The following is a 22,417-nucleotide window of genomic DNA, read 5'->3' on the forward strand; positions in this document are numbered from 1 at the left end:
GCCACGATGAGCGCCGTCATCCTTGAATCCGTGCTGACCTGTCCACAGTGCGGCCACGCACAACAGGAAACCATGCCCACCGACGCCTGCCAGTTCTACTACGAGTGCACGGCCTGCCATACGCTGCTGCACCCAAAGCCGGGGGATTGCTGTGTGTTCTGTTCATTCGGATCGGTGCCATGCCCGCCTATTCAACAACAACGTGGTTGTTGCGCAGGCAGATAAGAGCCGCGCTGCATGCCTGTTTCACAGGCTGAACATACTTCACCGTCAGCTTGCGGTTCTCGCTGATTGCATAGAACACCACCTTGTCACCGTGCCGCACTAGATCTAGACGGGACCTCGCCGTAGGTTTTTAGGCTTGACGTCGCATGAAGTCGCGAGAGCATGAACCATCGAATGTTCATGAAGGAGCGCCACCATGGTCAAAACCACTGTCACGGTCCAGGGCGGTTCGGCAGCACTGCCGACTCTGCTCAGGCAAGGCCCCGCCCGCATCCCCACAGGCGGCAAGATCCGCGCAGGCATCAAGGTGCTCACCCGCAAGGCGGCGGAGCAACCCCAGGCTCAACGCCTCTACGACGAGGGCGTTGAAGCCGGCCAGTCCTTCGATCAGATCGAACGCGCCATCGTGGGTGCGATGCCGCAACTCAAGTCACCGCTGATCCCGCGCAACGTGCCCTGGTTTACCGTGCGGGCACAAGACTTCCCCAATCCCGAGACACCGAAGCAGATCCTGCAAGCCTATGGCGAGGACCGTGGTGAAGGCCTTCACCTCTATCGCTTCCCCATCGTCTTTCCGGCTGACCAGTGGCAGACCGTGATGCCGCATGAACTCGCGGCCTGGGGGGCGCAGGACAAGCGCTACTGGTCGCAGTATTCGGCTGATGGCCGTGTGCGCCACTGCATGTGCCATGCACCTGTGCCCATGGACAACACGGGCCGGCGCTCTATCCGCATCTTCGGTGGGCGCAAGACGGTTCTGCGCGAAGACAACGGCGGCATTTGCGAGCCCGAGTCCTGCGCTGACTACCAGCAGCGGCGCTGCAACCTGACCGGGCGGTTCCTGTTCTTCATCCCGGGTATCCGCTCCATCAGTGCGTTCGAGTTGCCTACAAACAGCTTCTACGCGATGAACGCGGCCATCCAGAAGTTCGAAACCATCGGCTTTCTGCGTGGCGGTCGTATCTCTGGCTTTCTGGATCGGCAACGCACCCCGTTTTACCTGACCAAGCGCTTGATGGAGGTTGCCCACATCGACGAGACGGGCCTGCCCACCCGTGTGCCGCAATGGATCATCGAATTGGAAGCGCCTGTGGATGTGACCGCCTTGTTGCGTGACAGGGAGGACGAAGACACGGCCATTGTTCAAGCGCAACTGGCCACTCAGGTCCTGGATGGGGCCCCAACGTGGGAGGGTGCTGGTGCCGATGTGGATGCCGATGTGGATGCCGTTGTGGCGTCGGTGATCGCTGAGGCACCCAAGGACGCCCCGGTGCATGACGGGGATCTCACCTTGGAACACCTCCTGGCGCGTGCCCAAGCCTATGGCATTGCTGCGGACCAATACCAGGCCTACGCCGACCGACGGTGGGGCCGAGGGTGGCGGCTTAACCCGCATGGTCGTCGCCGTGCTTGGGATGAACTGGATCGCTATCGCAACGACCCGCAGGGCTACCTCGACAAGATCGAGAGCGAACTGCACCGGGTGACATGAAGGAGATACGGCATGGTTCGCATTGCTCATTTTTCTGACCTTCACTACGGCCCCAAGAACCTGATCGAGGCCGACCGCTGTTTCGGGGCAGCCATCGACATGGCCATGGCCTCAGGTGTGCAGGCTGCAGTGCTGTCTGGGGATTCAACCGATCACGCCCTGGACCTGCATTCGCCCGCTGCCGAACGCCTGGTGGCGCAGGTGCGTCGCCTGGCTGACCATTGTCCGGTGCTGATGCTGCAAGGCACGTTCTCTCATGAGCCACCGGGCACCCTGTCCATCTTCAAATCCTTGGGCGGGCGTTACCCTGTCCATGTGGTCGACCAGATTGGACAAGTGGCGCTCATGCCGAACGGCTGCTGGCAGGTTTCTTCAAGCTGGCGTTTCGATGTGCTGCCAGATGGGCTCATGGCCCTGTTCAGTTGCGTGCCCACGGTCAACAAGGCTGCTGTGGCGGCGACGGTGGGGGCGGGGGCTGCTGCCGAGGCAGTGGGCGAGCACCTGGCCGTCTTGCTGGCCGGGTTTGCCGAGAGCAACCGACGCGCACAGACCTTGGCGGTGCCGTCCATCGGCGTATCGCATGGCACCGTCTTTGGCTGCATGAGCGAGCACGGCGTTCCCATGGCCGGATTCGACCACGAGTTCACCACGGGCGCATTGTTTGCTGCCGAGGCCCAGGCTTTCATGCTGGGGCACATCCACCGACATCAGGCATGGGACTGTGAGGCGCGGCATGGGCAGCAGCGCATCGCCTATGCGGGCTCCATCGGGCGCTTCCACTATGGGGAGGATGGCGACAAGGGCTGGCTGCTGTGGGAGGTGGATACCTCGTCAGCGGTCTGCACGCTGCAGCCGACACCTGCTCGGCGAACGGTTGACATTGTGTTTGACGGCAAGCCAGACCTCGACACCTTGCGGGATGCGGTGGCGCAACAGGACGTTGCCGGGGCGTTCGTGCGTGTCCGGTGGACGGTGGCGGACGAAGATCGCCATGAGGTCAATCGCCAGGCCATTCAGGAGGCGTTGGGTGCGGCAGCTGAAGTCAAGTTAGAAGGGCGCATCGTGCCGGTTGTGCGGACCAGAGCGGCGGGCATTTCGCAGTTGGACAGTTTGGAACAGAAAGTCACGGCTTGGGCGCAGGCAACGGGTGTTCAGCATGCGGGGCTGCTGAGATGCCTTGGTGAATTGGTGTGTTCACAGCCCGATGAAATCGCTGGCAGAATTTTGGAAGCGAAATGCCTAAGTTGCGGTGATGGTGGCATCAAGGGCGTATGAGCCGCGAATGGTGTCTAGCGATGACGTTCTGCTGTGTCGATCTACCGTTCCGCAGTCATACACGTGCAGGGTGGATGAGGGGTGCCATCGACCAACGCGGATCTGCCATGAGCAGTCGTTGTGCCCACGCACCTGAGCGGCAGGCCAAGGCTGATCGCAGTCCTCCGATCAGCCCACACCGGACGTTAGCTTTCGGCCACAAGCAGCCGTTGGGTGGTGCGTCCGGAAGCGGACGTCGATTACCCAGACCAGCTCATTGCATCAAAGCTTCGATCAATGGGCAGGTGGGCGGAGCGGGCGTCGGCGCCTAGCTGAAGGGTAATCGCGTGTCGCCGAGGGCTGAACCTTCGACATGCGAAGCGGGGCCGGGACGTTAGCGGGCAGCCCCAGCAGTCGCATCTGCCTGGGCGATGAACGCCAGCAACGCGGGCGTCGACTGCTTCTCACGATGCACAACCAGATGACATTGCCGAAGCTGCCGCGGCAATGTCGTGGAGACGCGGCACAGACGTCCAGCCTCCAGCGCATCGTTCACTACCCAGGCGGACAGGCAAGCCACCCCCAACCCTTCCTGAGCGGCACGCTGGATGGCCTCCGAACTGCCTAGCTCGATGCTGCGCCGGTAAGAACGCAGGTGGGGCAGCAAGCTCTGGTCGGTGGCCTCGCGCGTGCCAGAGCCCGTTTCGCGAACCAGCCAGACCGCCTCACGCAGCGTGCGCAGGGGAATGCGATCGCCCGCCCGGCTTGACTGGGCCAGCGCACTGTCGGGCGCAGCCACGACCACCATCTCGTCTTGCAGCCAGGGGGTGATCACCAGCTCCGGCTGGTGGCTGGGCCCCTCGATCAGCCCCACGTCGAGTTCGAAAGCGGTCACGGCATCGCAGATGGCGGCGGTGTTCCCGATAACGACCTTCGACCGCCAGGCGGCGGCGCTGCCGGGCTGCTGTGCCCCCATGAAGCCAGCGAGCAGCTTGGGCAACACGTAGTTGCCAATCGTCGTGCTGGCGCCGATGCGCAGCGACTGCGCCTGCGCGCTGCCGTCGCGCGACATCTGCTCGATGCCTGCGGCGCCGTCGAGCAAAGCCAAAGCCCGCGGCAACAGCGCGCGGCCGTTGTCGTTCAACAGCAGGCGTTTGCCGGCGCGGTCGAACAGGCGCAGCGACAGCAGGCGTTCCAGCTCGTTGACGGCCGAACTGGTGGCCGATTGCGACAGCGCTATCTCAGCGCTGGCCGCCGTGGTGCTGCCGCTGCGCGCCACGGCGACAAAAATCTGCAGCTGACGCAGGGTGAGTCGAAGCACGTCCACGGTGATTGCCTTTGTTATCGATTTCGCAGGTACATCTTAGTCATACAACCCGTTGGACGGGTTGATTGCCAAGCTCTAAATTTGCCTGGCCGCTCGATCACGGGGCGGCGGCCCGCCGCGCCACCACCGGCATCTGGAGCCCGACATGCTGACCCTTGAACGAACAACCCCACGCCCCGCAGCACCCGGCCCGCTGGCCCCACAGGCGCTGCATGCCCTTCAATGGGTTGCTGCCCGGCGGCCAGTGGCGGGCTTCATGGGGCCGACCCGCGACGTGGCCCATGCCGTCTCGACCACCTTGGCCGCCGACAGCAGCATCGACCCGCAGGTGCTGCGCTGGATGCCGGTCGCAGTGCCGATGGCGGCCGTGCTGCTGTGCGCCGGCATCGCCTTGATCTGGGTGCTGGCGTGATGCACGCGCTGTCGACCTCACAAGCCAGCCCTGGCCCGTCAGCCGGCCACCGGGCAGCGCGGTTGCGCTTGCAGTTGGCAGCCCTGCTGCCCGGCCTGGCCTTGAGCGGCGCCCTGGCCGCGACCGGCATCGCGCTGGGCCACATCGGCTGGCTGCAGGACCACGGCTTCAGTGCGCTGACGCTGGCCATCGTGTTGGGCATGCTGGTGGGCAACACGGTCTATCCGCTGGTGCCGCGCCTGGCCGCGGCCAGCGGTGCCGGCGTCAACGTGTCCAAGCAGAACCTGCTGCGCCTGGGGGTCGTGCTGTACGGCCTGCGGCTGACGGTGCAGGACATCGGCCACGTCGGCATCGCCGGCGTCGCCATCGACGCGCTGGTGCTGGGCTCGACCTTCGCGCTGGCCTGCTTCATCGGCACGCGCTGGTTGGGCCTGGACCGCAAGACGGCGATGCTGATCGGCGCCGGCAGTTCCATCTGCGGCGCCGCCGCGGTGATGGCTGCCGAACCGGTGGTCAAGGCGCGCGCCGAGCAGGTAACGGTGGCGGTGGCCACGGTGGTGGTGTTCGGCACTCTGGCGATCTTTCTGTACCCGGCGCTGTTCGAGCTGAACCAGCACTGGGCGCTGATTCCGGGTGGCGCCAACGGCTTCGGCATCTACGCCGGCTCGACCATCCACGAGGTAGCCCAGGTGGTGGCCGCGGCGCGTTCGGTGGGCCCGGACGCGGCCAACTCGGCCGTCATCGCGAAGATGGTGCGGGTGATGATGCTGGCGCCGTTCCTGGTGATGTTGTCGGCCTGGCTGGCACGTGACGACAAACGCCACGCCCACACTTCCGCCGCCACGGGCCAGGCCCCAGGCAAGCTCGCCGTGCCCTGGTTCGCCTTCGGCTTCGTCGCGGTGGTGTTGTTCAACTCGCTGCAGTGGCTGCCGGCCTCGGTGGTGGCGGTGACCACCGAGATCGACACCGCGCTGCTGGCCATGGCCATGGCCGCACTCGGCCTGTCCACGCACATCGGCGCCATCCGCAAGGCCGGTGCCAAGCCGCTGTTGCTGGCGCTGATCCTGTTCGGCTGGCTCATCGTCGGCGGTGCCTTGATCAACCGCTGGGTACCGGCCCTGCTCGGCTGAAGCCTCGAATTCACGGCCCGACGGAATAAACCACGGGCTCTCCTCGTCCACCACAGCAAGCCTTTCCCTCTTTTCTCAACACTCTCCGAAAGACATCCCATGAATACCTTCTTCCGCACCACCGCGCTGGCCTGGTGCAGCACCTTCGTCCTCGTCGCCGCCAGCGTGCCCGCCAACGCCGCCAACGGCGCCGAAGCCACCCCGGCCCGCGTCACCTTCGACGGCCAGATCCGCAACAACTCGCTGGCGCTGAGCCCCGACGAGGCCACCGCCGTGGTGTCTTACAGCGAGCGCCCGGACGTCATCGTCTACGACCTGGCCACCGGTGCCGTGCGCGGTGTGCTGCGCGGCTACGTCACGCCGCGCAACATCGTGTTCGCGCCCGACGGCAAGAGCTTCTATGTCTCCGACAGCAGCCTGGGCACGGTGACGCGCCTGGACACCACCACGCTCAAGCCGCTGGCCACCGCGTCGACGCTGGCGGCCGGCCCCGGCGCCTTCGGCACCGCGCTCAGCAAGGACGGCAGCGCGCTGTATGTCAACAACCAGGCCAGCAGCACGGTGACGCGACTGGACACCGCCAGCGGGCAGGCCAAGGCGGTGATCACCGGCTTTGCGCAGCCGCGCCAGGGCGTGCGCCTGAGCCCGGACGGCGCGAAGCTCTACGTCACCAACTTCCTGGGCGACAAGGTGACCATCGTCGACACGCAGACCGACAAGATCGAGGGCGAGATCACCGGCTTCAACAAGATCCGCGCCATCTCCGTCACCGCCGACGGCAAGACCCTGTTTGCGGCCAACAGCGGCAGCAACGACATCGCGGTGGTGGACATCGCCGCGCGCCGCGTCACCGGCACCGTGCCGGTGGGCCGCGACCCCTACGGCGCCGCGCTCACGCCCGACGGCCGCTTCGTCTACTCGGGCAACTTGGCCGACAACACGGTGTCGGTGATCGACGTGGCCACGTTGAAGGTGGTCGCCACCATCGCCGGCTTCAAGCAGCCGCGCCAGGCCATCGTGTTCACGCGCGACGGCAAGACGGCCTACGTGCTGAACGAGGACCTGAGCATCTCCAAGGTCGAGCGTGCCGGGCAGCGAATCGTCGCCACGGTGGCCGCTGCGCAGGCGGTGGCGGCGTACTGAAAACCGGGAACTGTCAGAGAACCGGCGCACCGCACGACCGAGCCGGGGGCTTGCCGCTTCCGGTTCGCCCCGTTGTCGCCCCGCCCGCACAAAGGATCGAATGAAAACTCTGGCCAACCCCTGCCGGCGCCGCTTGGCGGCACTTTGTCTGGCCATGTGCACGCTGCCCGCCGCGTTCGCAGCTCAGGCCCAGACGGCCGCCCCGCCGGCGCTGGAACTCGTGGTGCTGGGCTCGGGCGGCCCGGGTGCCACCGGCCGCGCGGGCTCGGCCTTCGTGGTGTTGGTGGATGGCGTGGCGCGTGTTTTCGTCGACGCCGGCCCGGGATCTTTCGTGCGCCTGGGTGAAGCCAAGCTGGCGCTGGGTCGGGCCGACATCGTGCTGCTGACGCACCTTCATGTGGACCATGCCGGTGGACTGCCAGGCCTCTTCAAGGCCCGTGCGGTGTCCAACCGCGGGCCGGTCGATTTCAAGATCTTCGGGCCGGCAGGGCGGCGTGCGCTCGATGCCGACGATGCCGACTTCCCGGCCACCAGCCGCTTCATCGACCTCTTGTTCGGCAAGCAGGGCGCCTTCGGCTACCTGAAGGACTTCTCGGCGCCGCTGCGCTTTCAAGTGAACGACATCGACGCACCCGCCACGGCGTCAGCCCTGCCCGAAGTGCGCACGGTGTTCGATGAGGGCGGCCTGCGCATCAGCTCCGTGGCCGGCCACCACCGCGACGCACCGGCGGTGGTCTACCGCATCGACCACGCCGGCAAGAGCATCACCTTCAGCGGCGACATCGACGCCAGCTGGCTGGCGGGTCTGCGGCGAATCGCCCAAGGCACCAGCCTGCTGGTCTTCAACAGCGTGGTGCTCGACCCACCCGGCTCGCCCGACGTGCTGTACACCTTGCACACGCCACCCAAGGCCATCGGCGAAGTGGCCGATGCGGTGCGCGCCGGCCAGCTGCTGCTGAGCCACCTGTCACCTGCGCTCGACGCGCAGCGTGATGCCGTCAAGGCGTCGATTGCCGCGCACTACGCCGGCGGGGTGGTGTTTGCGCAAGACGGTCAGCGGCTGGCGCCCTGAGGCGCGCAGCCGCCGGCGATAGTGCCGGTACCGGCCCCCAGTTCGACGCCCGTGCCCACCGACCCCACGAAGGTGATCACGCGAGCCATGCCGTCGGGCCGCAGGAACACGGCGGCGTCGAACTTCATGCGCTGGCCGACCGATGGGCTGCCGCTCACGAAACCTTCGGTGCCGACACCGCGGTCCAGGCCCCGCAAGTAGAAGGCGCCCTCCGTGGTGCCGAGGGCGTCGGCAAAGGTGCCCGAGAAGCTGAAGGTGTCGCTGGCCGGGTCGTAGCCGGCGAACGCGCTCGCCACATCCACGTCGCCGTTCTGCGGACCGATGTACGTGGGCAGTAGGTTGCCAATGGGGTCGGTGATGCCTTGCGCCAGCGCACCGGTCGCGGCGGTGAACAAGCTGGCCAGCAGCAGGAAGGTCAGGGTTCGCTTCATCGGAGCAATTGGTGGAGCGTGTCGGGCGGGTCAACTGCCGATGGCGTGACAGAAAAAGTTTTTGCGTGGGCCGGAATAGACCGCCTGCCGGCGCCGTCTGCCCTTGTGTCGGGACCTCATGGACCCTTCATCCACCACCGACCACCCTCACTTCACATCAAGCCTTCAACGGAGCCCTCCATGTTCAAGACATTCACCTTCGCCGCTACCGCCCTGACCCTTGCCGCCGGCAGCGCCTTCGCCGCCCCTTCCGACGACGCCCGCACGCACTTCCAGGCCATCGCTTCGGGCGACACGCAGATCGTGATGCGCGGCTACGCCGACCAGGCCCAGCTGAACTGGGTCGGCGGCCCGCTGGACGGCACCTACGCCACCACCGACGCCATCCGCGGCACCTGGGAAAAGTTCGGCAAGGCCGTCGGCCCGCTGAAACTCACCATCGGCTCAATCGAAGAGTCGGCCAACCCCAAGGGCGCCACCGTCTCGGCCAACGTCGTCTTCGAAGGCAAGATGCCCATCAAGGTGCGTTACGTGCTGACCTACCGCGAAGGCAAGATCGTCAGCGAAACCTGGCAGATCGACCCCAAGCTGGCAGTGGCTGCGGCTTACTGAGCCACCCGCTCAGCCCATCAGCACTCTACCCAGGACGCCCCCATGAAACATCTCCCCACCTTGGCCGCGATGCTCATCGCCACGGCTTCCTTCGCGGCGCCGCCGACGAGCGCCATGGCGGCCGACGTGCCGGCCAAGCTCGCCAACGGCGTGCTCGTCGACGCCAAGGGCATGACGCTCTACACCTTCGATAAGGACATGGCCAGCAGTGGCAAGAGCGCCTGCAACGGCCCCTGCGCGACGCTGTGGCCGCCCGCGATGGCCGCCGCCAGCGACCAGCCCGCCGGTTCGTACACGATCGTCGTTCGCGACGACGGCTCGCGCCAGTGGGCCTACAAGGGCAAGCCGGTCTACACCTACCAGGCCGACCAGAAGCCCGGCGACCGCGCTGGCGACAACTTCAAAGACGTCTGGCACATAATCAAGGAATGACCTCTGTCGACGATCCACACCCAGCCCCGCACGCCGCGAGCCGCCGATGCAAGACGACTCCAACCTGCTGAGCTGGGTGCCGCGCCTGCGCCGCTATTCCCGGGCGCTGGTGAACAACCATGAAGATGCCGACGACCTGGTGCAGGACACGCTGGAGCGGGCCTGGGCCAAGTCGGGCCTGTGGGGCGGCGTGGCCGATATGCGCGCCTGGCTCTTCAGCATCATGCACAACCTGCACGCCGATGGCGTGCGCCGGCCCAGGCTGCACACCGTGACCATGGACGACGACACCCCCGAGGTGCCGGTGGCGCCGACGCAAGGTGACAGGCTGGCGGTGCTGGACCTGCAGGCCGCGCTGGACCTGCTGCCCGTCGAGCAGAAGGAAGTGCTGCTGCTGGTGGCGCTGGAAGACATGGCCTACGCCGACGTGGCGCAGGCCCTGGGCATTCCTATCGGCACGGTGATGTCGCGCTTGTCGCGCGGCCGCGAGCGTCTGCGCGGCCTGATGGAAGGCCGTGCCGAGCCCGTGCGGCTGAAGGTCGTCAAATGACAGCACAACGAAGCACCCCATGAGCACCGATCGCCCCCCACCGCCCACCCCCCCGGTCACCGAGGCCGACCTGCATGCGTTCGTCGATGGCCACCTGCCCGCAGAGCGCCAGACCGCGATCGCTGCTTTCCTGGCCGCGCGTCCCGACGACGCGCAGCGCGTCGAGACCTACCGCGCGCAGAAGCGAGAACTGCACGCCTTGTTCGACCCGGTGCTGGACGAGCAGCCGCCGCAGCGCCTGCTCAAGTCGGCGGGCCCACGCACCGTGTCGCCGACGCCCTGGTACCTGCAGCGCCTGGCTGCCGGGCTCGCCATCGCCGTGATCAGCGGCGCCACGGGCTGGGGGCTGCGCGGCGCCGGGGCTGGCGCCCGCGCGGGTGTTGGCGGTGACGATGCGGCCCGCATGGCGGCCGTGAAACCGGCCCCGGGTGGGTTGACCTTGGTGTCTGCCAGCGGCTTCGCGCAGCGCGCCGCCGTGGCGCATGCGGTCTACAGCCCCGATGTGCGCCGGCCCGTGGAAGTGGACGCCGCGCACGAAGACCAGCTCGTGGCCTGGCTGTCCAAGCGCATGGGCGCGCCGATGAAACCGCCGCACCTGCAGGCGCAGGGCTACACGCTGGAAGGCGGGCGCCTGCTGCCAGGTGGCCAGGGGCCGGTGGCTCAGTTCATGTACCGCAACGAGCAGGGCAGCAAGCTGACGCTGTACGTGTCCAATGACGTCGCTGACGTGGGCAGCGCCGCGGGCTCGGGCGGGGCCGCGAAACCGGATGCGAAACCGGGTGCGAAGAACGCTGACACCGCCTTCCGCTTCGCGCAGGAAGGCGCCGTCAACGTGTTCTATTGGGTCGACGGACCCTTCGGCTACGCCTTGTCGTCAGACGTCGACCGCAGCGTGCTGGCGCGGGTGTCGACCGAGGTCTACCAACAGCTGGGCACCCCGCGCTAAAGGCAACAGCAAGTCCCGCGGCGCAGGTGGTTTGCACCGCCATGGAATGAAACGCCCTGCAGTGCGCTCTTGGCTGCGAGCGCCTGACGCACCGCCGCCGCCCGTCGTTGGGTGCGAGGTCACGCGTCACACACTGCCGTCCACCTTTGCACTGAACACAGAAAGCACCCATAAGCACACAACGTCGCGACATCCTCAAATACTCGCTGGCCGCCGCAGCCGCCAGCGCGCTGCCCGCAGCGCAAGCCCAGGCGCCGTCCAGCGCCGCCGCCGCCACCGGCATCGACCCGCGCGACCGCGTCTTCATCACCAACGAAGACTCCAACACGCTGGTCGTGATCGACCCCAGGACCAACACCGTCGAGAGCACCATCAACCTGACCAGCTTCGACGAAGACCCGCGGCCGCCCTTCCGCTATGTCACCGCCGGCGTGGCGCCGACGCACGCGGCGATGATCCACAAGCCGCTGTACCACGGCTGCATCGACGCCCACGGCGCGGTGCCGTCGCCCGACGGCCGGCTGCTGGCCACCAGCGGGCGCGGCTCGAGCAACATCTACCTCGTCGACGCCGAGCAGCGCCGCGTCATCGGCAACACGCCCAACCCGGCCGCTGGCATGACGACCAACCCCGAACGCCTGAGCAGCGGGCTGCTGCTGGGCCGCGAACCGCACGAGCCCACCTTCACGCGCAACGGCAAGGAGCTTTGGGTGACGCTGCGCGGGGAAGACCGCATCGCCATCGTCAACGTCGAACTCGCCCTGCGTCAGTTGAAGGGCACCGACAACACAGGTTCGACGGCCATCCGCCAGTTCCTGCCGACGATCAACGGCCCGGCCCAGGTATGGTTCAACCGCGAAGGCACGCTGGCCTTCGTGGCCAGCCAGAAGGTGTCGCAGGTCGACGTGTTCCGTGTCAACCCGGGCGCCGATGGCCACAGCCAGCCGCAGCGCGTGACGACACTGGACATCAGTGCGCAGGACAAGCCCGGCTTCACGCCCTTCATGAAGACCACGCCCGACGGCGCCGAGGTGTGGTTCTCGCACAAGCTGGCCGATGCGCTGTCTTCTCGCTCGACGCGGGGCGGTTTCGACCTCATTGACAGCGTGCCGCTGGGCATGGGCGCGCGGCCCAACCACGTCGAGTTCGTCAGCAACGCGCGCGGCAGCGTGGTCTATGCCAGCCTGGCGCGCATCGACGACGGGGGCCCCGGCGGCGTCGCCTCCAGCCCCATCGCCATCATCGACCGCAGCGCAGCCAGCGGCCAGCGCAAGGTGGTCGGCACCTTCTTCAGCCACGGCCGCGAATCGCACGGGCTGTGGACCAACCCCGAGAACACGCTGCTCTACGTGGCGCACGAGCAGGACGAACTGCCCGGCACGCCCAACGCCGGCCAGACGGTGTGCAGCGCCTTCGACGTCAGCGACCCGCTGAAGCCGGTCTTCATCGCGCAGATTCCGCTGGGCAACCTGACCCTGCCTTCCGGAGCGCTGCGCAACAAGAAGAGCATCAACCTGGTCTACGTGCGCGTGGGTGCCAAGGGGCAGACTGCATGAAGGGCATGAAGGGCATGAGGGGCGGACACGCCCAACATGGAGTCAGTGCCTTCGAGCGCGAGATGGACGCTTCGATGGCCCGCATGATGCAAGACATGCACGGCCCGGGCTTCGTGGGCCAGGCCGACATCGACTTCCTGGCGATGATGATTCCGCACCACGCCGGCGCCGTCGACATGGCGCGGCTGGTGCTGCAGCACGGCCGCGACCCGGCCACGCGGCAACTGGCGGAGGAGATCATCGCCGGCCAGACCATCGAGATCGAGAGCATGACGCGGCGGCTGGCGGCCTTGCAGCAGCGCTCTAGCGCGGGTTCGGCAGCCGAATTTCCATCGCTGGGTGGCACGCGCGGGCCGTGATGCCCAGCCTGAGGGTAAGCACTGACGATGGCGATGGAATGAACCGCAGCGCTGTCCGCTCTTGATCACCATGCTGTTCCAGTCTGCCGAGTCCCGCTACAACCAATGGGTGCGGGACCATTACCGCTTCCTGCTGCGCAGCGCCTGGGCGCTGACGGGCTCGCGTGACATCGCCGAAGACGTGGTGCAGGACTGTTTTGCCAACGCCTGGAAGCACCGCGAGCAGTTGCGCGATGCGGCCTTGGCGCGGGCCTGGCTGTTCCAGATCATGCGGCGCGCCGCCTTCCGCCAGGCCGCGCCGGGCATGCAGTCGCTGGACGACGACGAGCAGCCCGAGCAGGCCGCCCCCGACGCCGGGCTGGACGACAAGCTGGACGTGGTCAAGGCGCTCGCGCGGCTGGCGCCCATCCACCGCGAGGTGCTGGTGCTGTTCTATTTCGACGACATGCCCACCGCGCAGATGGCCGAGGCGCTGGAGATTGCGCCCGGCACCGTGCTGTCGCGCCTGGCTCGCGCGCGCGACGCGCTGAAGCAGGTGATGGGCGTGCCAGTGCGGGCACCCGGCGGCGCCCAGGTCACGCCCTTGCGGAAGACCCCGTCATGAAGCGCGAACTCCGGCCGCCCGAGTTGCCCGACAGCGCGTTCGACTTGCGCACGCGCGCCGAACTGGCGCTGGCCTTCGAGCCCATCGACGCCCCGCCGCACTTGTACCGCAAGGCGCAGCCGCTAATGGCGCGGCGCAGCTTCCAGCGCGCCGTGCTGGGCCTGCTGCTGGCAGGCAGCGGCACCGGCGCCGTGCTGGCCATGCGCCCGCCAGAACTCGTGCGCGGCGCCATCGAACACGAATACTTCGAGCGCACGCTGCGCGGCACCTTCATGGCCAGCGCGCCCTTGCTGCAGCACCTGGGGCTGGCCGGCCAACAGGTTGTGCCCGGCTTCCCGCAGCTGATGCGGCCTTGCGACATCGACGGCCACCTCGTCTACCACCTCACCACCTTCTTCGAGAAGGGCGGCATGGTCACCGTGTTCGCCTTCGACAAGGCGGTGGCGCTGACGGAGGGCAGCGGCTGGTGGGGCAACGTGCACTGGAAAGTCATCACCTCGCGCGACGGCAAGCCGCTGGTGCTGGTGGCGCAGAAGAAGCAGGCCCTGGCCGTGGCGCAAAGCCAGTTCGGTCCAGCCACCGACATGTCCCCACCGAATTCCACACCGACCCCCAAGGAGACCCGATGAACAAGACCTTGAACTCGCTGCCGCGGCGCCAGATGCTGGCCGGCAGCGCCAGCGCCCTGGCCGCGGCCGGCCTGGCCACTTTCACGCGCGGTGCCGCCGCGGCTGGCGAAACCCCAGTGGCCAGCGCCACGCCCAAGCCGCTGCCCGCCTACGTGAACTGGAAAGACCCGGCCAGCGTCATCGTGCACAGCAGCACCACCATCGAGACCAAGCGCGCGGCCTTCGGCAGTGGCGTCATCACGCCGGCCGAGCAGCTCTACATCCGCAACAACCTGCCGGCGCCCGACGCCTCCATCGTGGCCGACCGCGACGCGTGGGAAGTGGCCATCGAAGGCGTGAAGGCCCCGCGCAAGCTGACGCTGCGCGAGCTGAAGACGATGGGCGTGGAGACCACCGCGATGGTGCTGCAGTGCTCGGGCAATGGTCGCGGCTACTTCCCCAGCAAGCCCAGTGGCACACCCTGGCAGGTGGGCGCGGCGGGTTGCGTGATGTGGACCGGCGTTCCGGTGCGCGTGGTGGCCGAAGCGCTGGGCGGCGTCGTGCCGGGCGCCGGTTACCTGACCGGCACCGGCGGCGAGAAGCTGCCCGAAGGCCTGGACCCGCTGAGCATCATCGTCGAGCGCTCGGTGCCGGCCGCCGCGATGGCTGACGCGCTGCTGGCCTGGGAGATGAACGGCGTGCCGATCTCGCTGGCCCACGGCGGCCCGCTGCGCCTGATCGTGCCCGGCTACACCGGCGTGAACAACATCAAGTACATCAAGCGCTTGGCCTTCACGGCCAAGGAGACGGACGCGAAGATCATGTCGCACGGGTACCGCATCTCGCCGCCGGGCGGCAAAGGCGACCCGAGCCAGCCGTCGGTGCAAGAGATGACGGTCAAGTCGTGGATCAACTCGCCCGCGCCCGACGCAGCTGGCGTGAGGGCCGGCCTGGTGCAAGTGCAGGGCGTGGCCTTCGGCGGGATGAACGGCATCAAGCGCGTCGAGGTGTCGCTGGACGGCGGCAAGACCTGGAGCGACGCGCGGCTCACCGGGCCCGACCTCGGCCGCTATGCCTGGCGCCAGTTCGTGCTGCCGGCCAGGCTGCCGGCCGGCAGCCACACGCTGGCCAGCCGCGCCACCGACACGGCAGGCAACGTGCAACCCGAGCAGCGCATGGAAAACGCCGGCGGCTACAACAACACGAGCTGGGCCGACCACGCCGTGAAAGTGACGGTGGCCTGATCATGCGCAGCACCATCCAGCAGCGCTTCATGTTGCATGCAATGAGGGTCGCGTCGGTGCTCGTCGCCGGCCTGGCGCTGCCCGTTCTACCCGCGCTGGCGGCCGACGACAGCGCGCAACTCGCGCTAGGGAAGAAGCTGTTCCTGCAAGGCGTCGTCCCGTCGTGCGCCGTTTGCCACACCTTGCAGGCCGCGGGCGCCGAGGGCGCCGTCGGCCCGGTGCTGGACGAGTTGAAGCCCGACGCTGCGCGCGTGGCGAAGGCGCTGCGCAACGGGCTGGGCCAGATGCCCTCGTACAAGGACAAGCTCACCGAAGCAGAGATTGCGGCGCTGGCGCTCTACGTGTCGAAGGCCAGCGGGGGTGCCAAGTGAAACTTCAGGTGGGTGGAATCTGTGGTGCATCCCCACCGATAAAGGCTCGTCCGCGCGGGCCGCAAGACGCTGACTGGCACCGAAACGCAGGGCATCTTCATCGGTCGCCGCCGTCGGCAGCGACTGCTTCTCAACTCCTCGACAGACTGGATTGGGTCGGAAGCGGTCATTCGGTCATTCAACTTGAATGACCGCAACCGCTGCAGTGCTGGCATTCACCGTACTGACAGGCAGACGTTGACAACGTGACATCGCGTCGGAAACTGGTTTCAGCAAACCGCTGGAGCCAACCATGCAACCACTGAAACTCACCCTCAAAGGCTTTCGGGGCATCCGTTATGGCCTGGGGCAAGACGTGTTGACCCTGGACTTCGAGCGCCTGGCCGATGGCGCTGAACTCGTCGCCATTGCCGGGGCCAATGGGCGGGGCAAGACCACGCTGATGGACAACATGCACCCCTATCTGACGATGCCGTCACGGGCGGCCTTGAGCGGCCCCGGCGGCTTTTCCTACTACGACCATGTCTGTCTGCCCGAGAACGAGAAGGATCTGACCTGGTCACATGAGGGGCGGTGCTATCGATCCCAAGTGGTGATCCGGTTCAACGGGCGCCGCAAGACCGAGGCCTATTTGCATGCGCTCAGTGATGCGGGCCAATGGCGCCCCGTGTGCCTTGATGATGGTCTGGTGTCCGACGGCAAGGTCGAGACCTACACCCGCTGTGTTGAAGCGATTTGTGGCAGCGCTGATACCTTCTTCACCTCGGCGTTCTCGGCGCAGGGCAAGCGCCAGCTCAGCACCTACCGCAATGCCGAGATCAAGAGCCTGCTGTCCGACTTGCTCGGCCAGGAAGAAATCCGAGCGTTGGGGCAAAAGGCCAATGACACCGCCAAGCTGATCAAGGCCGGGCTGTCGGCCATCAGGCAGGAGTTGTCCGGGCTGGATGCGGAGCAGGCTCGCCTGGATGCGGGGCTGCATCGCTTGCAAGGTGCATCTGACCGAGTTGCGCAGACCTTGATTGAGCGACAACAAGCGCTGCAGGCATTGGATGGGCATCGGGTTGGCCATGCCCTCTTGCAGGCTCAACGGGATCAGTCACAGAGCACCGAGGCGCGCCGTACGCAGTTGCTTGAGGAGCGCAAGGCGTTGATCGCTGCCGGCACGCGAGCCATCGAGGGGCTCAAGGCTCAAGAGCAGGATGCGTTGCAGGGCCTGGAGCGCTTGGCGCAACGCATCAACAGTCGGCGCACGCATGCGCAGTCTCGGCAGAGCACGGTCATGCAGTCACGTCGCCAGTGCCTGAACGTGCTCGAAGAGGCTGGCGCTGTCCAGCGTGCGGCACATCGCCTGCCTCTGGCTGAACTGGTGCTGAGTGCCAGGCAACAGGAGATCGTTGTGTGCCGACAGCAGGTGCAGGCGATGAGGGATGCACAGGCCACGGAACGACTGCTGGTGCAGAAGCTCGCCAGCATTGAACTGGAGGCAGGCAGGGCGGCTTTGAAGGCTCAGGAGTTGGCGCACCGCTTTGGCCTGGTTGGTGAGGTGCCTTGTGCAGGCACCGATCTGCAAGGGCAATGCAAGCTGCTGGGGGATGCGCATGAAGCCCAGACCCTCATACCCAGCGCACAAGGCCAGATCAGCCGCCTGGCGCAGGACAAGGCCCTCGCAGAACAGGAACTCTCCCTGATCCGCCATCGGTACGAAGAGCTGGCCCAGGCGCCGCAAGCGCTGGCCCGGGCCGAACGCTTGGGCGACATGGCTCGAACACGGGTGTCTCGCTTGTCGCTGCTGGCGACCAGGGCGGGCCAGATCAGCCAAGCCTGCGCCGCCTTGCAGACCCTTGAGCTTGAACTGTCCTCATTGATGGCAGAGCTTGGCCGGACCCAAGGCAACGAGACGACCGAAGAGCAGGCCGAGCGCCAACAGATCGAGGCAACACGCCAGCGGATCGCGCAGGCGCTGGTGCAACAGGCGCAGCATTTCCGGGAGGCGCTCAATCGCCTGGACGCGGTGCTTCATGGTTTGCCAACGCCCTTTGACCATCAGATGCTGGCTGCTGCCGCCCAGGCTGAGGCCCAAGCGCGCCTGGCCTTGTCCATCGCTGAGCAAGCCCACTTGGCCGCCGAGCGCGATGCCCAGTCCAGGATTGAATTGATGGCTCAGGTGCGGGCCCTGGCTCATCGGCGTGTGCAGGTGCAATCCCGCATGGCCCGAGCGGAGGACAGCTTGGGAAGTTGGAACCTGTTTGCCCGATGCATGAGCAACGATGGCCTGATCGCCCTGGCCATTGACGATGCAGGCCCGGCTTTGTCTGGATTGGCCAATGACTTGCTGCTGGCCTGTTATGGCCCACGCTTCACCGTGTCCATCCTCACGCTGGTGGAGACAGGCAAGGGAGAGCAACGCGAGGGCTTTGACATCGTCGTGCATGACGGCGAGTCGGGGGACTGCAAGAGCCTGGGCCTGATGAGCGGAGGGGAGCGCGTGTGGGTCAACGAGTGCCTGACGCGGGCGGTGGCGCTGTACCTGGCGCAGCATGCAGGTCGGCGCTACGACGCCTTGTTTTCTGACGAAGCCGATGGGGCGCTGGACCCCGAGCGCAAACGCATGTTCATGGCCATGAAGCGCGAGGTGCTGCGCGTGGGCGGCTACCAGCGGGAGTTTTTTGTGTCGCAAACGCCGGAGTTGACCGCCATGGCCGACGCCGTGATCGACCTGGATGCGATGCGCGATCGCGGGGTGACTGTAGATGGCGCAAAAAAATGGGCGTCGGCCTGAGGGCGCGACGCCCGGTGGGGGTCAAAGGGGATCGGTCTCTTCGAAAATCGGCAGCCCGTCCACGATGGCTGCATCGCTGTCGAACTTGAGCCAGACGATGCCAGCCAATCTGGCTGCTTCGAAGATCGTGGCCATATCGCTCTCAGCGGGCACCGTGTAGGGTGGGTCGCCCACGTAGACGAAGCCACCATAGTCGTTCGGGTACACGTTGACTGACAAATCGTCATTGGCCAGTTTCTGGCGTGTGGTGGCCGTCAAGTGGCTGATCGACAGCGCGGCCAGAGGCTCGACCAGTTCCAACAACCTGGTCACGATTAGGTTATCCAAGGCGGACTCCTTCTTGGCAGGAATGAGGCTGTGCCATGCGGGCTAGGGTGGCCGGCCTCTTCACAGCAAACCCTGTTCCGCAAAAGACAGGACGCGGTCTCCTCCTACGACGAAATGGTCGAGCACGCGCACGTCCACCATCATCAAAGAGGATTTCAGCGTCTGGGTCAAGAGTTCGTCTGCACTGCTTGGCGACAATTGACCGCTCGGGTGGTTATGGGCCAACAAAACGGATGCCGCGTTGTGGGCCAGCGCGCTTTTGACGACCTCACGAGGGTAAACAGACGTTTGGGTCAATGTTCCCCGGAACATCTCTTCGGCCTCGATCAGAACATGCTGGGCGTCAAGGTACAGCACAAGGAACACCTCGTGCTCCAAACCGGCGCAGTACATGCACAACCAGTCCTTGACAACCTTGGGTGACGCCATGACCGGTCCATCCAGCATTTTGGCGCGCATGTCTCGCAGCAGCAGCTCACGTGCGATGCTGAGTTTGTGGGCCAGCTCAGGGGGAGCGTGCTCAACGGCCTGGTATGTCGCTGCTGCATCGCAGGCGCAGGGCAAAGGGAGGGGAGCTTGGCGAACAGGTGCGGCGAGTAACTCGCTGACCAGTTCGGCACTGGACAAGTGGGTGACATTCACGGATTTCTCCTTCACAAAAAGGAAAAGCGGGAACGTCCAGTCCCGAGGGGATGGATGTTCCCGCTCGGGATGTGCTGACGCGAGGCCAGCACGGTCAATGAGGCAGGTGACGACTGCGACGCCGACTCAAGGTCGGAGCGCATTCCGCGATGGAATGCAGGTAGCGGTGGGCAGTGTGTCGTGATGGTCAGAAGCGTTCAAGCCTTGATCGCTGCATGCCATGGACAAGGCCCCATGGAACCGGGTCATTGTCGAGTGCACGCCTGGGTGATAGCTGAATATCACCTGAAGTTCAGTACAGAAATCTTGTTTCAGTGGGTGGCCAAAGCCGTGACACGGGCCTGAAATTTCGCCAAGATGGCGACTCGAACCCATGCAACGAGCACGACCATGATCCGTTTTGGCCTCCATATCCGGCTCACTCGGCGAGAGATTGAGCGCTTCAAGCTGATCACCGATTTGGAGCCTGTCGGCATCCGCACGCTGGCTGACCTGGATGCCTACATCGCGCAATGCAAGGCGCACTATTGGGGCGTCTCCAGGGACACCCAGTTTCTGCATTGGCTGATCGACCGGGAGTACCAGCAATGCCGTTCAGCGGCGTAGCATGGAGCACGCCGCCTGGCGGTTCATCAAGCAAAGACACGTGGCTCGATGGTGGCGCCGCGCATGAAGGCCAGGTAGGCAGCGGCCTTGCTGATGTCCGCGAAACAAGCGATGGCATCGCTGCCTCGCCTCACGGCCCATGGCAGGTCAGGGCATTCATTGGGCGACAGGCTCAAGTTGGCCTCGCGATAGGCTGGATGCCGATACGGCGTGTTGCCGGTCTGCCAGTCCACCAGGCACAGGATGCAGTCGGTCAAAATGGCGCCGCCACCTGACTCGCCAGGCTCGACCAGCAGGGGGATTTTGAGCATGCCGCCAGATCGGCTAATGCGGCCGACCACGCCATGCTCATCAAGCCACGGTTCACCCGTGGCCAGGTCGCCAAGTATCAGGCGGATCTTCTCGCCAGTTCGGCGATAGGACTCCAGCACCTTGGCCGCTTTGGGATCGGTCCCGGGCGCAAAGTAGGTGCGGTGGTTCAGTGGGGATCGGCCCCATGCGGCTGTGGCCGTCAGGTATTTCTGATAGCCCGCCAGCGTGGCGTAGTCGCCTGGCGCAAAGGCCAGGTGGCTTTGGTCGAGTTGCTGTGCGATCTGGTTGGCATGATCGCGAGCATTGTCAAAGCCAAAGCAACTGTGGCCTGATCGCTCCGTGATGACATAGAGCTTTTGCTCCAGGTTGAGTGTGACGGTGGTCATGAGGATTCCTTGTGTGGAAGCCTGGGGACGCACCGCCGCTCGGGCCGTGGCCCCGCAGGCGTGTTGTTTCGCTATCAGGTCGGTATCAGCCTTGCGCGGCCAACCGGATGGGCGGCTGATCGCAGACGCTGTCCACCACTTGGCTTTGTCGGAGGTGCTCCAGCTTCAGCAGCAGTGCATGGGCATGTGCGCTGTCATCACCTGCCAGGCCAGGCTGAAGGGCCTGCACTTCCTTGATCAGCAAGCGCAGTTCCTGCACGATGGCCCGGTGGGCACGCTTCTCGATGGCGCACAAGGCGTCGGTTGCAGTGGTCATGGGAAATTCCTTCCGTGGGTGTGCCGCACTGCCACTCGGGCAGATGCGGGCGAAATGGGTGAGGACGCGGCATGCACCACCAGCAGATGGGCAGGCGCGTGGGTCGATCTGGGCAGGGCCAGGGCGCTGGCCCCGGCACGGTCAAGACGCGGTGGTCTTGACGTGCGGGGAATCAGGCCGTTTGAGACACAGCATTGGGCTTTGATGGCTCACCCGATGTGGCGGCTGGCGCGTCCGTGGACACAGGAGGCTGGCCTTCAAAAGACGATTGAGCCTGGGCAAACTCCGGCGCCTTCTTCAGGCGCTTGACTTGGGTTGCTGCCGGTTCGTTGGCAGTAGGTGGCAGGCATTCAACGGCGATGTCGCCGCCTTGGCGCAGCATGTGGCGAAGTGCCAAAGCTGGCGCAACAAAAACGCCATGGAACAGCCAACGCACGAACTGACCGATGCGCCTGTTGCGTGCGGCTGTGGCTTTGTGTGTCCGCAAGGATTGCTTGCAGCACAGGTACAGGGCCAGGTGGTTGCGCTTCATCATCGGGTCAGCTTCCAACTGGGCCATGACTTCGGCGGCCATGACGGGGTCCTGACCCACTCGGCGGTAAAAGCCCATCCAGGCACGAGACTCCTCAATTTCGACACAGCTGCGTTTGGGGCGAGCGCGAGACGCTTCATGATTCATGGTGTGAACTCCAGAAAGGAGGAGGGCACACCTATCCCGGCGGGGAGACGGTGGACTCCCCCAAAGGGTTGCGTGGAAGTGCAGCACAGCCGAATGGCCGAGGCACATGAAAGACGGTTCACATCCCATGAAGTCGAGGGCTCCCGATCAATCGGGCTTGACTTCAATGGGATGCGAACGCGGGTGAACACAAGTTGGGCGAGACCGGGGAGGTCTGCGCGTCATTTCGTGCTCGACCCGAACTGCAGGCGAGGTCAATCGCCACGGTGTCAATGTGCTGATGCTGGACCACAGTCAAGTGGTTCAGGCGGCAGCACGGTAAGCCATGACCTGTTCGACCTGTCGCGAGACAGGCGGCGCAGGCTTCAGCAATGCGGGTAGCACTGCAGGACGGAACACAGGCTCGCGGGCAAGCCCGGAGCCACCCAACAGCACGCAAATGGCGCGCGTTTCCCTTGTCGCATGAGGGCATGCGTTCATGACGTTCTCCTTCAGGGTGTGAAGGGGAACGCCTCGTCCCGATGGGGAACATGGTGGTTCCCCAACTTGGGATGCTTCAGCCTTGGCGGTTGAAGCGGCTCGGCGGCGGCACGGTGAGGTGC

At 65.7% G+C, this 22,417-nt stretch carries 27 protein-coding genes; 19 read left to right on the plus strand and 8 right to left on the minus strand.

Going from position 1 to position 22,417, the window contains the following annotated elements; genetic code table 11:
• The first annotated feature begins 6 nt into the window (after nt 1-6).
• The 3 genes from LQ232_RS06220 to LQ232_RS06230 all read left to right on the plus strand — a co-directional run bounded on the left by LQ232_RS06220 (nt 7) and on the right by LQ232_RS06230 (nt 2,992).
• Nucleotides 7-225 (plus strand): GDCCVxC domain-containing (seleno)protein, encoded by a 219-nt coding sequence (locus LQ232_RS06220; RefSeq protein WP_083506250.1) that lies wholly within the window; start codon nt 7-9, stop codon nt 223-225.
• Between the two features lie 196 nt (nt 226-421).
• Nucleotides 422-1,717, plus strand: a complete 1,296-nt coding sequence (locus LQ232_RS06225; protein WP_230179411.1) for a hypothetical protein — start codon at nt 422-424, stop codon at nt 1,715-1,717.
• A 12-nt stretch (nt 1,718-1,729) separates the two neighbouring features.
• On the plus strand, nt 1,730-2,992 hold the full coding sequence (locus LQ232_RS06230) for a metallophosphatase family protein (RefSeq protein WP_230179412.1): 1,263 nt from the start codon (nt 1,730-1,732) through the stop codon (nt 2,990-2,992).
• Nucleotides 2,993-3,365: 373 nt separating this feature from the next.
• On the opposite strand, the gene LQ232_RS06235 is transcribed toward LQ232_RS06230, so the two are convergent.
• On the minus strand, nt 3,366-4,298 hold the full coding sequence (locus tag LQ232_RS06235) for a LysR family transcriptional regulator (protein WP_130966406.1): 933 nt from the start codon (nt 4,296-4,298) through the stop codon (nt 3,366-3,368).
• Nucleotides 4,299-4,443: 145 nt separating this feature from the next.
• Here LQ232_RS06235 and LQ232_RS06240 point away from each other — a divergent pair, with 145 nt between their 5' ends.
• From LQ232_RS06240 to LQ232_RS06255, 4 genes are all read left to right on the plus strand, one after another.
• Nucleotides 4,444-4,710: a hypothetical protein gene (locus LQ232_RS06240; protein WP_031943569.1), complete on the plus strand. Its 267-nt coding sequence runs from the start codon at nt 4,444-4,446 to the stop codon at nt 4,708-4,710.
• On the plus strand, nt 4,710-5,840 hold the full coding sequence (locus LQ232_RS06245; RefSeq protein WP_230179413.1) for a YeiH family protein: 1,131 nt from the start codon (nt 4,710-4,712) through the stop codon (nt 5,838-5,840). Before LQ232_RS06240 ends, LQ232_RS06245 begins: the two co-directional genes overlap by 1 nt.
• 99 nt (nt 5,841-5,939) lie before the next feature.
• Nucleotides 5,940-6,983 (plus strand): beta-propeller fold lactonase family protein, encoded by a 1,044-nt coding sequence (locus LQ232_RS06250; protein ID WP_031943571.1) that lies wholly within the window; start codon nt 5,940-5,942, stop codon nt 6,981-6,983.
• Nucleotides 6,984-7,083: 100 nt separating this feature from the next.
• Nucleotides 7,084-8,055 (plus strand): MBL fold metallo-hydrolase, encoded by a 972-nt coding sequence (locus LQ232_RS06255; protein WP_230179414.1) that lies wholly within the window; start codon nt 7,084-7,086, stop codon nt 8,053-8,055.
• Here LQ232_RS06255 and LQ232_RS06260 read toward each other — a convergent pair.
• Nucleotides 8,037-8,486 carry a hypothetical protein gene (locus LQ232_RS06260; RefSeq protein WP_031943573.1) on the minus strand — a complete coding sequence of 150 codons (450 nt, stop codon included), beginning with the start codon at nt 8,484-8,486 and terminating at the stop codon, nt 8,037-8,039. The genes LQ232_RS06255 and LQ232_RS06260 overlap by 19 nt on opposite strands.
• Before the next feature lie 180 nt (nt 8,487-8,666).
• Here LQ232_RS06260 and LQ232_RS06265 point away from each other — a divergent pair, with 180 nt between their 5' ends.
• The 11 genes from LQ232_RS06265 (at nt 8,667) to LQ232_RS06315 (ending at nt 18,547) form a co-directional block, all read left to right on the plus strand.
• A complete protein-coding gene (locus LQ232_RS06265; protein WP_130966404.1) occupies nt 8,667-9,098 on the plus strand; it encodes a nuclear transport factor 2 family protein in 432 nt (143 codons plus the stop codon).
• A 69-nt stretch (nt 9,099-9,167) separates the two neighbouring features.
• Nucleotides 9,168-9,530 (plus strand): hypothetical protein, encoded by a 363-nt coding sequence (locus LQ232_RS06270; protein WP_054018144.1) that lies wholly within the window; start codon nt 9,168-9,170, stop codon nt 9,528-9,530.
• Between the two features lie 46 nt (nt 9,531-9,576).
• Nucleotides 9,577-10,080, plus strand: a complete 504-nt coding sequence (locus tag LQ232_RS06275; protein ID WP_054018143.1) for an RNA polymerase sigma factor — start codon at nt 9,577-9,579, stop codon at nt 10,078-10,080.
• Between the two features lie 19 nt (nt 10,081-10,099).
• Complete coding sequence (locus LQ232_RS06280; RefSeq protein WP_230179415.1) at nt 10,100-11,026, plus strand: anti-sigma factor; 927 nt, start codon at nt 10,100-10,102, stop codon at nt 11,024-11,026.
• A 230-nt stretch (nt 11,027-11,256) separates the two neighbouring features.
• On the plus strand, nt 11,257-12,582 hold the full coding sequence (locus tag LQ232_RS06285) for a YncE family protein (RefSeq protein ID WP_256450032.1): 1,326 nt from the start codon (nt 11,257-11,259) through the stop codon (nt 12,580-12,582).
• The gene (locus LQ232_RS06290; RefSeq protein WP_004306461.1) at nt 12,579-12,941 is read left to right on the plus strand and encodes a DUF305 domain-containing protein; all 363 of its coding nucleotides are present in this window, start codon (nt 12,579-12,581) and stop codon (nt 12,939-12,941) included. Before LQ232_RS06285 ends, LQ232_RS06290 begins: the two co-directional genes overlap by 4 nt.
• Nucleotides 12,942-13,011: 70 nt before the next feature.
• The gene (locus LQ232_RS06295) at nt 13,012-13,545 is read left to right on the plus strand and encodes an RNA polymerase sigma factor (RefSeq protein ID WP_165456618.1); all 534 of its coding nucleotides are present in this window, start codon (nt 13,012-13,014) and stop codon (nt 13,543-13,545) included.
• A complete protein-coding gene (locus LQ232_RS06300) occupies nt 13,542-14,174 on the plus strand; it encodes a hypothetical protein (RefSeq protein WP_004306457.1) in 633 nt (210 codons plus the stop codon). The genes LQ232_RS06295 and LQ232_RS06300 overlap by 4 nt, the downstream gene beginning before the upstream one ends.
• Nucleotides 14,171-15,397 carry a sulfite oxidase gene (locus LQ232_RS06305; protein ID WP_130966400.1) on the plus strand — a complete coding sequence of 409 codons (1,227 nt, stop codon included), beginning with the start codon at nt 14,171-14,173 and terminating at the stop codon, nt 15,395-15,397. The genes LQ232_RS06300 and LQ232_RS06305 overlap by 4 nt, the downstream gene beginning before the upstream one ends.
• A gap of 41 nt (nt 15,398-15,438) precedes the next feature.
• Nucleotides 15,439-15,768, plus strand: coding sequence for a cytochrome c (locus tag LQ232_RS06310; protein WP_371820138.1), 330 nt, complete (start codon nt 15,439-15,441; stop codon nt 15,766-15,768).
• A gap of 292 nt (nt 15,769-16,060) precedes the next feature.
• Complete coding sequence (locus tag LQ232_RS06315; RefSeq protein WP_230179417.1) at nt 16,061-18,547, plus strand: AAA family ATPase; 2,487 nt, start codon at nt 16,061-16,063, stop codon at nt 18,545-18,547.
• Between the two features lie 21 nt (nt 18,548-18,568).
• Here LQ232_RS06315 and LQ232_RS06320 read toward each other — a convergent pair whose 3' ends face one another.
• Both LQ232_RS06320 and LQ232_RS06325 read right to left on the minus strand, forming a co-directional pair.
• Nucleotides 18,569-18,874, minus strand: a complete 306-nt coding sequence (locus tag LQ232_RS06320; protein ID WP_230179418.1) for a hypothetical protein — start codon at nt 18,872-18,874, stop codon at nt 18,569-18,571.
• Between the two features lie 60 nt (nt 18,875-18,934).
• The gene (locus tag LQ232_RS06325) at nt 18,935-19,501 is read right to left on the minus strand and encodes a RadC family protein (protein ID WP_230179419.1); all 567 of its coding nucleotides are present in this window, start codon (nt 19,499-19,501) and stop codon (nt 18,935-18,937) included.
• 405 nt (nt 19,502-19,906) lie between these two features.
• Here LQ232_RS06325 and LQ232_RS06330 point away from each other — a divergent pair, with 405 nt between their 5' ends.
• The gene (locus tag LQ232_RS06330) at nt 19,907-20,122 is read left to right on the plus strand and encodes a hypothetical protein (RefSeq protein WP_133611276.1); all 216 of its coding nucleotides are present in this window, start codon (nt 19,907-19,909) and stop codon (nt 20,120-20,122) included.
• Between the two features lie 26 nt (nt 20,123-20,148).
• Here the strand turns inward: LQ232_RS06330 and LQ232_RS06335 are convergent, their stop codons facing one another.
• From LQ232_RS06335 to LQ232_RS06350, 4 genes are all read right to left on the minus strand, one after another.
• A complete protein-coding gene (locus tag LQ232_RS06335) occupies nt 20,149-20,820 on the minus strand; it encodes a hypothetical protein (RefSeq protein WP_230179420.1) in 672 nt (223 codons plus the stop codon).
• A gap of 85 nt (nt 20,821-20,905) precedes the next feature.
• Complete coding sequence (locus LQ232_RS06340) at nt 20,906-21,136, minus strand: hypothetical protein (protein ID WP_125244018.1); 231 nt, start codon at nt 21,134-21,136, stop codon at nt 20,906-20,908.
• A gap of 172 nt (nt 21,137-21,308) precedes the next feature.
• A complete protein-coding gene (locus tag LQ232_RS06345; protein WP_230179421.1) occupies nt 21,309-21,710 on the minus strand; it encodes a hypothetical protein in 402 nt (133 codons plus the stop codon).
• Between the two features lie 408 nt (nt 21,711-22,118).
• A complete protein-coding gene (locus tag LQ232_RS06350) occupies nt 22,119-22,295 on the minus strand; it encodes a hypothetical protein (protein ID WP_230179422.1) in 177 nt (58 codons plus the stop codon).
• Nucleotides 22,296-22,417 lie beyond the last annotated feature (122 nt).

It is taken from the genome of Aquabacterium sp. CECT 9606 (genome assembly GCF_918741295.1).
Classification (GTDB): domain Bacteria; phylum Pseudomonadota; class Gammaproteobacteria; order Burkholderiales; family Burkholderiaceae_C; genus Aquabacterium.